The 14031-nt window shown below is 63.2% G+C and carries 13 protein-coding genes; 10 read left to right on the top strand and 3 right to left on the bottom strand.

What is annotated here, in order from left to right:
• Positions 1-47: 47 nt before the first annotated feature.
• The 9 genes from aztD (at position 48) to ACCO56_RS02575 (ending at position 11310) form a co-directional block, all read left to right on the top strand.
• The gene (aztD, locus tag ACCO56_RS02615; RefSeq protein ID WP_433637332.1) at positions 48-1244 is read left to right on the top strand and encodes a zinc metallochaperone AztD; all 1197 of its coding nucleotides are present in this window, start codon (positions 48-50) and stop codon (positions 1242-1244) included.
• A gap of 8 nt (positions 1245-1252) precedes the next feature.
• Entirely contained in the window at positions 1253-2434 is a 1182-nt protein-coding gene (gene zigA / locus ACCO56_RS02610) for a zinc metallochaperone GTPase ZigA (RefSeq protein WP_433637331.1), read from the top strand.
• A gap of 106 nt (positions 2435-2540) precedes the next feature.
• A complete protein-coding gene (pcaD, locus tag ACCO56_RS02605) occupies positions 2541-3335 on the top strand; it encodes a 3-oxoadipate enol-lactonase (protein ID WP_433637329.1) in 795 nt (264 codons plus the stop codon).
• Between the two features lie 56 nt (positions 3336-3391).
• Positions 3392-5476 carry a 3-hydroxyacyl-CoA dehydrogenase NAD-binding domain-containing protein gene (locus ACCO56_RS02600; RefSeq protein WP_433637327.1) on the top strand — a complete coding sequence of 695 codons (2085 nt, stop codon included), beginning with the start codon at positions 3392-3394 and terminating at the stop codon, positions 5474-5476.
• Between the two features lie 56 nt (positions 5477-5532).
• The gene (locus ACCO56_RS02595; protein ID WP_433638313.1) at positions 5533-7161 is read left to right on the top strand and encodes an AMP-binding protein; all 1629 of its coding nucleotides are present in this window, start codon (positions 5533-5535) and stop codon (positions 7159-7161) included.
• Positions 7162-7171: 10 nt separating this feature from the next.
• A complete protein-coding gene (locus ACCO56_RS02590) occupies positions 7172-8356 on the top strand; it encodes an acetyl-CoA C-acyltransferase (RefSeq protein WP_433637325.1) in 1185 nt (394 codons plus the stop codon).
• A 37-nt stretch (positions 8357-8393) separates the two neighbouring features.
• Positions 8394-9596 (top strand): pimeloyl-CoA dehydrogenase large subunit, encoded by a 1203-nt coding sequence (gene pimC / locus ACCO56_RS02585; protein ID WP_433637323.1) that lies wholly within the window; start codon positions 8394-8396, stop codon positions 9594-9596.
• Between the two features lie 18 nt (positions 9597-9614).
• A complete protein-coding gene (locus ACCO56_RS02580) occupies positions 9615-10763 on the top strand; it encodes an acyl-CoA dehydrogenase family protein (protein ID WP_433637321.1) in 1149 nt (382 codons plus the stop codon).
• 208 nt (positions 10764-10971) lie between these two features.
• Complete coding sequence (locus tag ACCO56_RS02575) at positions 10972-11310, top strand: TIGR01244 family sulfur transferase (protein ID WP_433637319.1); 339 nt, start codon at positions 10972-10974, stop codon at positions 11308-11310.
• 24 nt (positions 11311-11334) lie between these two features.
• Here the strand turns inward: ACCO56_RS02575 and ACCO56_RS02570 are convergent, their stop codons facing one another.
• Both ACCO56_RS02570 and ACCO56_RS02565 read right to left on the bottom strand, forming a co-directional pair.
• Entirely contained in the window at positions 11335-11802 is a 468-nt protein-coding gene (locus ACCO56_RS02570) for an Lrp/AsnC family transcriptional regulator (protein WP_433637317.1), read from the bottom strand.
• A 224-nt stretch (positions 11803-12026) separates the two neighbouring features.
• A complete protein-coding gene (locus ACCO56_RS02565; RefSeq protein ID WP_433637315.1) occupies positions 12027-12902 on the bottom strand; it encodes an MBL fold metallo-hydrolase in 876 nt (291 codons plus the stop codon).
• Between the two features lie 76 nt (positions 12903-12978).
• Between ACCO56_RS02565 and ACCO56_RS02560 the strand changes: the two genes are divergently transcribed.
• The gene (locus ACCO56_RS02560; RefSeq protein WP_433637313.1) at positions 12979-13446 is read left to right on the top strand and encodes a MarR family winged helix-turn-helix transcriptional regulator; all 468 of its coding nucleotides are present in this window, start codon (positions 12979-12981) and stop codon (positions 13444-13446) included.
• Positions 13447-13456: 10 nt separating this feature from the next.
• Here ACCO56_RS02560 and ACCO56_RS02555 read toward each other — a convergent pair whose 3' ends face one another.
• Entirely contained in the window at positions 13457-13960 is a 504-nt protein-coding gene (locus tag ACCO56_RS02555) for an HPP family protein (RefSeq protein WP_433637311.1), read from the bottom strand.
• Between the last annotated feature and the right edge of the window lie 71 nt (positions 13961-14031).

Genomic DNA, 14031 nt, shown 5'->3' with positions numbered 1-14031 from the left:
TCTAGCTTGGCCGATCAATGTTACGTTATTACATTAAGGAGACCATCATGCTCGATATTTCCAGGGCAACTCTCTGCCTGGGCATCACGTTGGCAGCAACCCAGGCGCTCGCCGACGAAAACACCACCTGGCGTCTCTTCGTCGCCGATCACGCCCAGCCGCTTGTGCAGGCGATCGACGCTACGACCGGCAAAACGCTCGACCGCTTCGAGATCAAGAGCCCGGCGCGGCTTTATTCAAGCGAGAGCGGCAGCACGGTTTTCGCCGTTCAGCGTGACGCCGACGTCGTCTCCGTCATATCGAGCGGCATCTCGCTCAGCGACCATGGGGACCACGGCGACATAACGATCGAGGGACCGCGGCTTCTGTCTTCAGAAATCGCCGGCAAAAAGCCGGTCCATTTCTTCGACCGAAAGGGAGAGATCGCCATCTTCTTGGACGGCGAGGGTGCCGCCCGCATCGTCACGGAAAAGTCAATGATCGAGGGAACACCCGACATTCGAGAGGTGACGGCGCCGTCGCCACATCACGGTTTCGCCGCCGCTTTTGGCGACCACGTACTCGTGACCGAACCACACCGGGACAAGCCGGCTGACGAGTTGCCCATCGGCTTGCGGGTCCTCGATGAAGCCGGCGCGACGGTCGGCGAACTTCATGAATGCCCCGACCTGCATGGAGCGGCTGCCTCCGGCAATCTCGTGGCGGTCGCCTGCTCCAGCGGGTTGCTGATCGTCAGATCCGGCGCACAAGGGCCGTCGTTCAATTTTCTGCCCTATGGAAAGGACTTGCCCGAAGGCAAGTCTACGACCTTGGTCGGTGGCAAGGGACTGCAATATTTCCTCGGCAACTACAGACCCGATGCCGTGGTCCTCGTCGAGCCCGAAAGCGAACAGCCTTTCCGGCTCATCGAACTGCCGACCCGGCGGGTGCATTTCGCGGTCGACCCGATCCGGCCGAAATTCGCCTATGTGTTCACCGAGGACGGCAAGCTTTCGCGCGTCGACGTCGTCGCCGGTAAGATCGCCGGAACGCTCCAACTCACCGACCCCTACAGCATGGACGGCCATTGGAACGACCCGCGTCCGCGGATCGCGGTAGCCGGCGACAAGATCGCGGTGACCGATCCCCTCAAGGGCGTCATTCACCTCGTCGACGCCGCGACCTTCGCAAGATCCGGAGAGATCGCCGTCGAAGGAAAGCCCTACAACGTCGTCGCAGTCGGCGGCTCGGGCGAAGCGCATTAGGAGCCGACATGACAAGACTACCGGTAACCGTTCTCTCCGGCTTCCTGGGCGCCGGCAAGACCACCTTGCTCAACCATGTCCTCAACAATCGCGACGGCCGGCGTGTCGCGGTCATCGTCAACGACATGAGCGAAATCAACATCGACGCCGAACTGGTGCGCGACGGGACAAACCTTTCAAGGACCGACGAGAAGCTCGTAGAGATGTCGAATGGGTGCATTTGCTGCACCTTACGCGACGACCTGCTGAAGGAAGTCCGTGCGCTCGCCGAGCAAGGGCGTTTCGACTATCTGCTGATCGAGTCAACGGGTATCTCCGAGCCCCTCCCGGTCGCCGCGACCTTCGAGTTCCGCGACGAGAGCGGCGCGAGCCTCTCGGATGTCGCGCGTCTCGACACCATGGTCACGGTCATAGACGCCATGAACCTCCTGCACGACTATTCCTCGGCCGACTTCCTGCGCGATCGCGGCGAATCGCTGGGGCCCGGCGACGAGCGGACGCTGGTCGATCTCATCGTCGACCAAATCGAATTCGCCGACGTGGTCGTGCTGAACAAGATCGCGTCGGCGACGCCGGACGACCTGATGGCCGCCCGCAAGATCGTGCGTGCGCTTAATCCCGATGCCGATCTCGTCGAGGTCGACTTCGGCAAGGTGCCGCTTGACAGGGTACTCGGCACAGGGCGGTTCGACTTTATCAGGGCAGCGGAGCACCCGCTCTGGTTCAAGGAGTTGAATGGCTTCCGCGACCATGTGCCGGAGACCGAGGAATATGGAATCCGCTCCTTCGTCTACCGGGCCCGCCGCCCCTTCGAGCCGCTAAAGTTCCGTGCCTTTCTGGATCGGGAATGGCCCGGCGTCGTACGCGCCAAGGGCTTCTTCTGGTTGGCCACCCGGCCGCACCATGTCGGCGAAGTGAGCCAGGCCGGGCCGTCGGTTCGTGTGGAGCGGCGCGGTCTGTGGTGGTCGTCCGTACCCAGAGAGCGATGGCCCGACAATCCGGCCTGGATGGCCGCGATCGCCGACAATCTCGATCCGGTCTGGGGCGATCGCCGCCAGGAGATTGTCTTCATCGGCTGCCATCCGATGAACGAGCTCCGTCTGCGGGCGGAATTGGACGATTGTCTCGTCGATACGCCACGTTTCCAGCCGGAGCTGTGGAAGGATCTGCCCGACCCGTTCCTCCACTGACGTAATCCGACGAAAATGCCGCTGCGGAAATTCCGCGGCGGCGATTGACCGGCCTTCGCGATTGCAACATACTCGGTAGTATGTAGCATTACAGGAGGGCTCCAGCATGGCTTTTGCACGCGTCAACGGAGTGGTACTTCATCACGAAGTTCGCGGCGCGACAGGCAAGCCGTGGTTGGTCTTCTCCAATTCGCTCGGTACCGATTTCCGAATCTGGGACGCTGTCGTCGGACAGCTTCAGGCGGACTACCGGATCGTGCTCTACGACAAGCGTGGGCACGGGCTTTCGCAGGCCACGCCAGCGCCCTACCGCCTTTCCGACCATGTCGACGATCTGTCCGCGCTGCTCGATCATCTCGGCGTCGTTCGAGCGGCTGTCGTCGGCCTTTCGGTCGGCGGTCTCATCGCGCAAGGCATCGCAGCCTTGCATCCGGACAAGATCGCTGCCCTCGTCCTTTGCGATACGGCCCACAAGATCGGGACCGCCGCGATGTGGAACGATCGGATTCGGGCGGTCACCACCAATGGCATTGCCTCGATCGCCGACGCCGTCATGCAGCGTTGGTTTACCGAGGCCTATCGCTCGCCCGGCAATCCAGACTTCGTGGGCTATACCGCCATGCTCACACGCACGGACGTCGACGGCTACGCCGGCACTTGTGCAGCCTTGCGCGATGCCGATCTGACTGAATCGACACGGGCGCTCAAACTGCCGACGTTGGTGATGGTCGGCGACGAGGATGGCTCCACCCCGCCTGACCTCGTGCGCTCCACGTCGGACCTTATCCAGGGATCCGATTTCAGGATCGTCGAAGGCGCCGGCCATCTGCCCAACATCGAAAAGCCGGACGTGGTCGCCAGCCTCATTGCCGGTTTCCTGAAATCCGCCAGCTACGCATGATCCAATAACCGAAGCGGCCCCGGCCTTCGCGCCGTGGCGCCGACAGGGAGGAGAGAATGAATCAACCGGTCACGGTCAGCCGCGACGCCGATATAGCCGTCATCACCCTGGACAATCCGCCGGTCAATGCACTCAGTCACCGGCTGCGCGCTCCACTGATGGAAGCCCTGGAGAAGCTGGGCGACGACGCATCCGTCTCGGCCATCGTACTCACCTGCGCCGGACGCACTTTCGTCGCGGGTGCCGACATCACCGAGTTCGGCAAGCCCATGCAGCATCCTATTCTCGGCGAAATCATCGCTGCCCTGGAAAAGATCGCGAAACCGACCGTGGCGGCGATCCACGGCACGGCCCTGGGCGGTGGGCTCGAACTGGCGCTCGGCTGCCATTTCCGCGTGGCGCTTCGCGATGCGAAGCTGGGGCTGCCGGAAGTGAAGCTCGGTCTTCTTCCGGGCGCCGGGGGAACAGTTCGGCTACCCTACCTGCTCGGCCCGCAAAAGGCGCTGAAGGTCATCGTCTCCGGTACCCCCGTCGATGCAGCAACGGCCCTGGAGGGAGGTCTGGTCGAGGCGGTCTATGACCGGGATCTGGTCGCCAATGCGATCGCTTTCGCCCGCGAGAGGGTAGCAGCGGGCGGGCCTTTCAGGCCAGTCCGCGACCGAAGGGAAAAGATCGAGAATACCGATCTTGCACGCTTCGACACGGAGGCCTCCGAGCTTGCGAAGAAGGCGCGCGGGCTCGAAGCGCCGATCGCCTGCGCCCAAGCCGTGCGCAACGCGATCACGCTGCCCTTCGACGAGGCGCTCGCCGCCGAGCGCGAAGCCTTCATGCGCCTGGTGTCGGGCGAACAATCGCGCGCGCAGCGCCATCTCTTCTTCGCCGAACGGGAAGCCGCCAAGGTCGACGGTGTCGGCAAGGACATCAAAGCCCGTGAGATCCGTCGTGCCGGCATCATCGGGGCAGGCACCATGGGTGGCGGCATCGCCATGTCCTTCGTCAATGGTGGCATTCCGGTAACGCTCCTGGAAATGAGCAGGGAAGCGCTCGATCGCGGCCTTGCCACTATCGATAAGAACTATTCGATCTCCGTCTCGCGCGGCTCTCTCTCGGAAGACGCCAAGTCCCAGCGAATGGCGCTCTTCACCGGCACGACCGACTATGCCGATCTCGCCGGCTGCGACATCATCGTCGAGGCAGTGTTCGAGGAGATGTCGGTCAAGAAGGACGTGTTCGGCAAGCTCGACAAGATCGCCCGGCCAGGCGCGGTGCTTGCCACCAACACCTCGTACCTCGACGTCGACGAGATCGCCGCAGCGACATCTCGACCGCAGGACGTGGTGGGCATGCATTTCTTCTCGCCCGCCAACGTCATGAAGCTGCTTGAGATCGTGCGCGGCAAGCACACCGCGCCGGACGTTCTGGCCACGGCCCTCGCCGTCGCCAAGCGCATCGGCAAGGTGCCGGTGGTCGTCGGCGTCTGCCATGGCTTCGTCGGCAACCGCATGCTCGCGGCGCGCTCGGAGGAAGCGGAAAGCCTGCTGCTCGAAGGCGCAAGCCCGGCCGAGGTCGACAAGGTGTTCACCGACTTCGGTTGGCCCATGGGGCCGTTCCAGATGGGCGACCTCGCTGGTCTCGACATCGGGTGGCGAAACCGCAAATCGCTCGGCAAGAAGGCGATCATCGCCGATCCGCTCTGCGAACAGGGCCGGTTCGGCCAAAAAACCGGCAAGGGCTACTATCTCTATGAGAATGGCCGGACGCCCAAGAGCGATCCCGAGGTGCTGAAGCTGATCGAGGAGAAGGCGCGCGAACACGGCATCGAACGGCGCACGATCTTATCCCAGGAGATCATCGAGCGCTCGCTCTACCCGATGATCAACGAAGGTGCGCGCATCCTCGAGGAAGGCATCGCCGCCCGGGCTTCCGACATCGATATCGTCTGGGTCAATGGCTACGGCTTCCCGATCGGCAAGGGTGGGCCGATGTTCTGGGCCGAGAAGGAAGGGATCGCGAAGATCGTCGAGCGGCTCGACCATTGGCACAGCCGAACCGGGAAGGCCGTGTTCGGGCCAGCGCCACTGCTGCGCAAGCTCGCCGCCTCCGGTGGATCCTTCGCCGATGCCCGCGAGGCGGCCGCGTGACCGGCCCGCGGGGCTGCTCCGGGCCTTGGCCCTGGGCGAAGTCCTACCCGTCGGGCATGTCGCCCGACCGCGAACTCGGCACCTGGGCGGTCGGATCGCTCATTGACCGTTCAGCCGAGCGTTTCGGCAACAAGGCCGCTTTTGTCTTCAGAGACCATTCGATCAGCTACGGCGAACTGCGGGAGGAAGCCGACCGAGCCGCGGCGGCTTTCCTTGCGGCTGGTCTCGGTCCGGGCAGCCGTATCGCGCTCTTCCTGCCCAACACGCTCTACCATCCCTATGCCTTCTTCGGCGCCATGAAGGCAGGGGCGACCATCGTCCATCTGAGCCCGCTCGACAGTCCCCGCATGCTTACCCACAAGCTTTCGGACAGCGGCGCGCGGACTCTCGTCACCACCAATATCGGCGACCTTGCCGTCAAGTCCGCCGCTCTTCTTCGCGAAGGCCTCATCGATCGCGTGATCATCGGCGACGATGCCGCCTTCGGGCCCTCGCCGCTGACGGGCCCGATGCCATCCGGCGTCGGCATGACGCGCTGGTCCGATTTTATCGCCTCTTGCCCGCCCGTCGCGGAGTTGCCTCCGGTCGCCGTCGATGATCTGGCGCTTCTGCAATATACCGGCGGCACGACCGGCCTGCCGAAAGCCGCCATGTTGACTCACGCGAACCTGTCGGCCGCGGTCTCAGCCTATGACGCCTGGTCGCAAGCCGAGGACCTCTCGCGTCCCAGCGAGGAACGCGTCCTGCTTTTCCTCCCCCTCTTCCACATCTACGCGTTGGTTTCCGTAACGCTGCGCTCGCTGTTCGACGGGCAGACACTGGTCATGCACACACGTTTCGACGCAGAGACCGCGCTCAACGAGATCGAACAGGGCGCTACGATCCTTGCCGGCGTTCCAACGATGTGGATAGCGATCTGTTCGCTGCCCGGTTTCGAGGAACGCGATCTGTCCAGCCTGCGTTACTGCGCCTCCGGCGGCGCGCCTCTGCCAGTCGAAGTCGCCCGCAAGCTCAAGGCGCTCACGGGCCTCGAGCTTCTCGGAGGCTGGGGCATGACGGAGACCTCCCCGGCCGGGGCCAACATCCCCAAGAACCGGCCAGACAAGCTGGGGACGATCGGCCTTCCCCTGCCCGGCATCTATCTGGACATTGTCGCGCTCGACGATCTCAAGCGCGTGCTTCCTCCCGGCGAGGTCGGCGAGATCCGCGCCTTCGGCGCCAATGTGACAAGAGGCTACCTCAACCGCGAGGAAGAGACCCGTGCCTCCTTCTCCGACGGAGGATTCCTGACCGGCGACATCGGCTACATGGATGAAGACGGCTTCTTCTTCATCGTCGACCGCAAGAAGGACATGATCATTTCGGGCGGCTACAACGTCTATCCCCAGATGATCGAGCAGGCCATCTACGAACATCCGGATGTCGAGGAAGTCCTGGTCATCGGGATTCCCGACGACTATCGCGGCGAAGCGGCCAAGGCCTTCGTCAAGCTATGCGATGGCGCGCCCGTCCTCACGCTCGAGGCGCTCTCGGTTTTCCTCGAAGGCCGGCTCGGACGCCATGAGATGCCAAAGGCACTGGAAATCCGCTCCGCCCTGCCGCGCACTTCGGTCGGCAAGCTTTCGAAACTCGAACTGAAACAGGAAGAGGCCGCCCGCGCAAAGGTGGCAAAGATCTCTTCATAAGGAGAAGAACATGGCAGACGCCGTCATCGTATCCACCGCCCGCACGCCGATCGGCAAGGCCTATCGCGGCGCGCTCAACGACACTACCGGCGCGACTCTCGGCGGCCATGCCATCGCCCATGCGCTCACCCGCTCCGGCCTCGAAGGCGGTGAGATAGAGGATGTGGTGATGGGCTGCGCCATGGAGCAGGGAACGACCGGGCTCAATGTCGCGCGACGGGCGCTCCTGACCGCCGGCCTTCCTGTCACTGTCGCGGGAACCACGATCGACCGGCAATGTGCCTCCGGACTGCAGGCCATGGCATTGCTCGCCAACGCTATCCGCAATGACGGCGTCAAGGCAGGCATAGCCGGCGGCCTGGAATCGATCAGTCTCGTCCAGAACGACAAGCAAAACAGCTTCAAGCTGATAGACGAACGGCTCATGAAGGTGAAGCCGGAGGTTTATATGCCGATGATCGATACGGCCGAAGTCGTGGCGAAGCGGTACGGCATCTCCCGCGAGCGCCAGGACGAATATGCGCTGGAAAGCCAGCGCCGTGTCGCCGCCGCTCGCGAGGCCGGCCGCTTCGACGCGGAGATCGCGCCGATCCGCACCGTGATGGCGGTCGTCGACAAGGAGACCCAGGAGATCAGCCACAAAGAGCTCGAGCTCGCCCATGACGAAGGGCCGCGTCCCGACACGACGGCGCAAGGCCTTGCAGCGCTCAAACCGGTGCGCGGCGAAGGCTTCACCATCACCGCGGGCAACGCCAGCCAGCTCTCCGACGGCGCATCGGCCGCGGTGATGATGAGCGACAAGGAGGCTGCACGGCGGGGTCTTACCCCGCTGGGCGTCCTGCGCGGTTTCAATGTCGCCGGTTGCGAGCCGGACGAGATGGGCATCGGGCCGGTCTTCGCGGTGCCGCGTCTGCTCGATCGCCACGGCCTCAAGATCGACGACATCGGCCTTTGGGAACTGAACGAGGCCTTTGCCGTCCAGGTGCTCTATTGTCGCGACCGGCTCGGCATCGACCCCGCGAAACTCAACGTCGATGGCGGAGCCATCTCGGTCGGCCATCCCTACGGCATGAGTGGCGCTCGCCTTGCCGGCCATGCGCTGATCGAAGGCAAGCGGCGGGGCGTGAAATACGCGGTCGTCACCATGTGCGTCGGCGGCGGCATGGGCGCTGCCGGCCTGTTCGAGATCAATTGATCTCCCCTTGGCGGGAGGATGCATCGAGGAGAAAACCATGGATCTTCGCTTCACGGACGAAGAGAACGCCTTCCGGGAGGAGGTACGCCAATTCTTCCGGGACAATGTGCCGGAACATGTGCGCCAGAAGCTGATCGACGGCGAGATGGTCGGCAAGGAGGAGTATGTCGCCTGGACCCGTGTGCTCAACAAGAAGGGCTGGGCGGCGGCGCATTGGCCGATCGAATATGGCGGCACCGGCTGGGACCCGATGCGGCAATATATCTTCCTGGAAGAGCTGCAGAAATACCCGGCGCCCCAGCCGCTCGCCTTCGGCGTCAATATGGTCGGTCCGGTCATCTACACTTTCGGCAATGCCGCGCAGAAGGAACGCTTCCTGCCGGCGATCCGCAACCTCGACGACTGGTGGTGCCAGGGCTTTTCGGAACCCGGCGCGGGATCCGATCTCGCCTCACTGAAGACGCGCGCCGTGCGTGACGGGGACCACTATATCGTCAACGGCCAGAAGACGTGGACGACGCTCGCCCAATATGCCGACTGGATCTTCTGTCTTGTCCGCACCAATCCTGAAGCCAAGAAGCAGGAAGGCATCTCCTTCCTGTTGATCGACATGAAGACGCCGGGCATCGAGGTCCGCCCCATCGTCACCATGGATGGCGGCCGCGAGATCAACGAGGTCTTCCTCACCGACGTGAGGGTGCCGGTCGGGAACCTCGTCGGCGAGGAGAACAAGGGCTGGGACTACGCCAAGTTCCTGCTCGGCAACGAGCGCACCAATATTGCCCGGATTGGCATGTCCAAGCAGCGGGTGGCACGGATCCGCGAACTAGCCGCCAAGGAAATGTCGGGCGGTCGGCCGCTGATCGAGGACCAGCGATTCCGCGAGAAGCTTGCCTCGGTGGAGATCGATCTGAAAGCGCTGGAGATGACGCAATTGCGCGTGGTCGCCGCCGACGCCAAGCGCGGCAATACCGGCAAACCCGACCCGGCTTCCTCTTATCTCAAGATCAAGGGATCGGAGATCCAGCAGGCGACGACGCATCTGCTCATGGAGGTCATGGGCCCCTACGCCATGCCCTACCAGCCCGAGACGGAGGAAGGCTGGAACGAGCCGCCCATCGGCCCGGGCTACGGCAGCCAGTCGGCGCCCACCTATTTCAACGCGCGCAAGGTCTCGATCTACGGTGGTTCGAACGAGATCCAGAAAAACATCATCGCCAAGGCCGTGCTGGGCCTGTAGGAACTGCGGAAAGAACCGATGGATTTCGATCTCACCGAAGAACAGTCGATCCTCAAGGATTCGCTCGGGCGCCTGTTGGCGGACAACTACACATTCGAGGAGCGCAAACGCTTCATGGCTTCGCCGGAGGGCTGGAGCCAGGAGATGTGGGCGCGTTACGCCGAGATGGGCCTGATGGCGCTGCCCTTCGCGGAGAGCGACGGCGGCATCGGCGGTGGTCCCGTGGAGACGATGATCGTCATGGAGGCGCTCGGCCAGGCGATCGCCCTCGAACCCTACTTCCCGACGGTGGTGCTCGGCGGCGGCTTTCTGCGGCTCGGCGGAAATTCCGACCAGAAGGCGGAATTCATCGGCCAGATCGCGGAAGGCTCCCTCAAATTTGCCTTCGCCCAGGTGGAGCGCAATTCGCGCTTCGATCTCCACCATGTCGAGACCCAGGCCAGGAAGGATGGCGGCGACTATGTTCTGTCGGGCGCCAAGAGCGTGGTGGTTCACGGCGACAGCGCCGACAAGCTGATCGTCACGGCCCGCACGGCAGGTGGGCCGCGCGACCCCGGCGGCATCGGTGTGTTCCTCGTCGATGCGAACACGCCCGGTGTCTCGCGCCGCGGTTATACCATGCAGGACGGCCTGCGCGGGGCCGAGATCAGCTTCGACAAGGCCAAAGTGCCGGCGAGCGCCGTCATCGGCGACCCCGAAAACGGCCTGCCGCTGGTAAGCAGGGTCGTCGATCAGGCGATCGCGGCGCTCTCGGCCGAAGCCGTCGGCGTGATGTCGGCCATGCACGCGCTGACGCTCGATTATCTCAAGGTCCGCAAGCAATTCGGCGTGCCGATCGGCTCCTTCCAGGTGCTGCAGCACAAGGCGGTGGACATGTATGTGGCGCTGGAGCAAGCGCGCTCGATCACGCTTTACGCCACCATGATGGCCGACAGCGACGACGATTTGGAGCGTGCTCGCGCCATGCATGCCACCAAGACCGAGATCGGTCGCGGCGGCCGGCTCGTCGGCGAGAACGCGATCCAGCTCCATGGCGGCGTGGGCATGACGATGGAATATGCTGTCGGGCACTATTTCAAGCGCGCCACCATGATCGACCTCACATTCGGCGACAGCGGCCATCATCTGCGTGCGCTCGCTGATCTCCAGGGGACGCTGGCGGCCTGACGACAGTCCACAGCACCGGGCTCGATTTCGGAATCGATCCCGATGCTGTAGTCTCTTGTTTTTGCGTCCCTTTTACTGCAAATCGGCGTGCACTTTTCGGCGCGATGCTGCAGTGAAGCAGTTGCGGTTGATGCCGGCAAATGGCAAGACACGTTGCGACCGTGGGCGCGCCTGCCCAGACCGACAGTCTGCCCGTGAGGACAAATCGATGGAATACCGCCAGATCAGCGAAGACTACTCCGTCTCGCCCCAGATCACCCCGGAGGAAGTGGCCGAGATCAAGAAGGCCGGCTTCAAGAGCGTCATCTGTAACCGGCCCGACGATGAACAGCCGGGCCAGCCTTCTGCCGAAAACATTCGCGCGGCGGTCGAGGCGGCCGGCCTCGAATTCCGTTTCATCCCGGTCATCAGCGGCCAGATGACGATGGACAATGTGCAGGATATGGCAAAGGCACTCGACGAGCTGCCCGGCCCGGTCTTCGCCTATTGCCGTTCCGGGACGCGGTGCACGAACCTCTATGCCGCCGTGCAGCAGATGAAGGGCTGAGACATCGGCGCCTTTGGCAGCTGTCTATAGAGGCAGTGCGCCGGTTTCCTTGAGTGTTTCCAGCACGATCGCCGTCTTCACGTGCTGGACGGATTCGTGCGGCAAGAGCTCGCCGTTGACGAATTCCGACAGCGCCTTGAGGTCGGGCGTCACCACCTTCAGGATATAGTCCATCTCTCCGGTGAGCGCGTGCGCTTCCTGTACCTGCGGCAGCCGAGCCACCAGTTCGGCGAAACGCCGCGCGTTGTCGCGATTGTGGGTGGCGAGCGTCACCGTCACCACATTGGTCAGCGAGAAACCGAGCCTCTCACGGTCGAGCACGGCACGATAGCCGCGAATGAATCCTTCCTGCTCCAGCCGCTGGCGCCGCCGCGAACATTGCGAAGGCGAGAGGTTCACACGCTCCGAAAGATCGTTGTTGGTGAGCCGGGCATCGGCTTGCAGGAGTGAAAGAATTTTGCGGTCGAAGTTGTCGAGCTGCATCAAATTCATGCGAACCTCACTTATTTCGCCGATTCTTTGCACGACCGTTGGCATGCCGGCAAGTGCCAAGTCGAGTTGCGAAGGATCAGATTATGACCAGTGGTACCTGCTCGGCACGCATGTCCTGCTGTGGATCCTCAATAGCTCCCAGTCAGATATCGTTCCATATTGGAAGAAAGGCCGCGCCAAGCAGTCAGCGCCGTCTCGATTTGGGAAGTGTCGGCTCCATCCGCCTATGACGTCGTGTTGGCCTGATCTGCAAATGGCACGACCAGTCCGTCACGGCCGATCGTGAGTTTGCCTGTCCATGTGGCGCGCACGGCGTCGATCCACTGCACCTCGCCGATTTCCGGATCGTCGGCCGGGATCAGGTGATGAAGCACGAGATGACGGATACCAGCTTCGGCCGCGATCCGTCCGACATCCGCGGCAACTGTGTGGCTTGCCAAGAGGTGCTCCTTGAGTCGCGCACCGTTGCCGGTGCGGGCGACAAGCCTGTCGACCCCCTCCTCCAGCATCGCCTCATGGACCAGCAGGTCGGCCCCTTTGGCGAAACCGGCGAGCGCCGGGAAATAGGCGGTGTCGGCGGAAAAGACGACGGATCGCGCGCCGGCATCGAAGCGCAAGGCATAGCATTCTGTCACCGGCGGGTGTTCCACGCGCAAGGCGCTGATCGTCAGGTTATCGTGCTGTAACACCGGCCCTTCGGAGAACTCCTCGACCGAAACGAGATCGCGAAGGTCGGGCCTGCCCTCGTCTCCAATGCGGATCTCGATATCGAAATCCATCGATTGCAGGAATTGGCGCCAATAGTGTCCGGTGCCGGCGGGCCCGAACACGTTTACAGGGGTTTGCAGCCCCGCGGTCCACGCGGTGTGGAGGAGCGGTCCGAGTTCCAGGACATGATCGGAGTGAAGGTGGGTGACGAGGATCAGGTCCAGCTCCGTCAGCGCCACTCCCGCGTCGGTCAGCGCCCGCGTCACGCCGAGGCCGCAATCGACAATAATCGTCTTACCCCCGATCTCCAGCAGGGAGGAGGTCGGCCAGGGGCCGCCCGGCCGCAGCGCCGGTCCACCCTTGGTACCCAGAAGCACGACTCGGTCCTTCATTTCATCGCCCCTTCGTTTGACGCACAGGCAGATTTGTTGCAGATGTAACCATCCATGGCAACGCGGATAGTCCGGGATGAACGACAACGCCCAGCGTGAAGACGAGGCCGCCGTGTTGGCGCTGGAAGGTTTCCTCCCTTACCGGCTCAATCGGCTGGCCGACGCCGTCAGCCGGGAATTCCAGAAAATTTACAAGCAACGCCATGGCCTGACACGACCGGAGTGGCGCACGCTCGCGACGCTTGGCCAGTTCGGCACCATGACCGCGACCGCGATCGGCGGACATTCATCAATGCACAAAACCAAGGTGTCGCGGGCCGTCGCCGAACTCGAGCAGCGCAAATGGCTGGAGAGGACAGTGGACCCGGAGGATCGCCGAGTCGAACAACTCAGGCTCACAAAGGCCGGCGAGAAGATCTACCGCGAAATGGTCCCTCTGGCCCGAAGCTTCGAGAAGACGATTCTCGACAGGATAAGCGACACCGACAGGGCCGCCGTGGCCAAGGCTTTGTCGGCGCTGGAAGCGACACTCCTGCAGCGGTGAGTCCCCGGGCCTACTCGACCCGGCGCGGATACTCCTGGCGCGGCGGAATCCTGTGATGCAGGAACGCGAGCGCAACAAGGCTCACGCTGCCCAGAAGCACCACGGCGAAGAGGCTCGAGCCATAAAGCGGTGACGCCGAAGCAACGAGTGGAACGGCGCCAGCCGGCGGATGGGTGACACGCAGCGCCAGCATCATGGCGACCGCAAGCCCGACGGCAATGGTCGCCGCCCACCATACGCCGGGAAATGCCGCCACGGTGAAGACCCCAATCGTTGTCGCGATGAGGTAACCACCGAATATATTGGCAGGCTGGGCAAGCGGGCTGGTCGGCTGGCCGAAGAGGAGGACAGCGGTGGCACCCAGAGGCGCGATCAGCAGAGGCAGTTCGGTGAGCAGGGCCAAGCCCCCTACCGTGGACATTCCGATCACCGCGCCCGAGCCGGACTTCAGATGCGATAGGAACTGGCCGCCCGTCTCATGGCGGGCGACAAAAGGTCGTATATGGCGGCGCATGCAGAATCCCGAGGAAATGTGGCCGCGCAAATAGCCATCGACAAGGTGCCCACGCAACGATGGAAATTCGA

The organism is Mesorhizobium sp. 1B3 (genome assembly GCF_050958605.1).
Lineage (GTDB): Bacteria > Pseudomonadota > Alphaproteobacteria > Rhizobiales > Rhizobiaceae.
This window is presented reverse-complemented; position numbering and strand designations above follow the sequence as displayed.

Coding starts and splice junctions, on each gene's coding strand:
- ACCO56_RS02580 (WP_433637321.1), top strand. CDS start 9,615: ATGGATTTCGATCTCACCGAAGAACAGTCGATCCTCAAGGATTCGCTC.
- ACCO56_RS02595 (WP_433638313.1), top strand. CDS start 5,533: ATGTCGCCCGACCGCGAACTCGGCACCTGGGCGGTCGGATCGCTCATT.
- ACCO56_RS02575 (WP_433637319.1), top strand. CDS start 10,972: ATGGAATACCGCCAGATCAGCGAAGACTACTCCGTCTCGCCCCAGATC.
- zigA (WP_433637331.1), top strand. CDS start 1,253: ATGACAAGACTACCGGTAACCGTTCTCTCCGGCTTCCTGGGCGCCGGC.
- ACCO56_RS02555 (WP_433637311.1), bottom strand. CDS start 13,960: ATGCGCCGCCATATACGACCTTTTGTCGCCCGCCATGAGACGGGCGGC.
- ACCO56_RS02565 (WP_433637315.1), bottom strand. CDS start 12,902: ATGAAGGACCGAGTCGTGCTTCTGGGTACCAAGGGTGGACCGGCGCTG.
- ACCO56_RS02560 (WP_433637313.1), top strand. CDS start 12,979: ATGAACGACAACGCCCAGCGTGAAGACGAGGCCGCCGTGTTGGCGCTG.
- ACCO56_RS02600 (WP_433637327.1), top strand. CDS start 3,392: ATGAATCAACCGGTCACGGTCAGCCGCGACGCCGATATAGCCGTCATC.
- pimC (WP_433637323.1), top strand. CDS start 8,394: ATGGATCTTCGCTTCACGGACGAAGAGAACGCCTTCCGGGAGGAGGTA.
- aztD (WP_433637332.1), top strand. CDS start 48: ATGCTCGATATTTCCAGGGCAACTCTCTGCCTGGGCATCACGTTGGCA.
- ACCO56_RS02570 (WP_433637317.1), bottom strand. CDS start 11,802: ATGAATTTGATGCAGCTCGACAACTTCGACCGCAAAATTCTTTCACTC.
- ACCO56_RS02590 (WP_433637325.1), top strand. CDS start 7,172: ATGGCAGACGCCGTCATCGTATCCACCGCCCGCACGCCGATCGGCAAG.
- pcaD (WP_433637329.1), top strand. CDS start 2,541: ATGGCTTTTGCACGCGTCAACGGAGTGGTACTTCATCACGAAGTTCGC.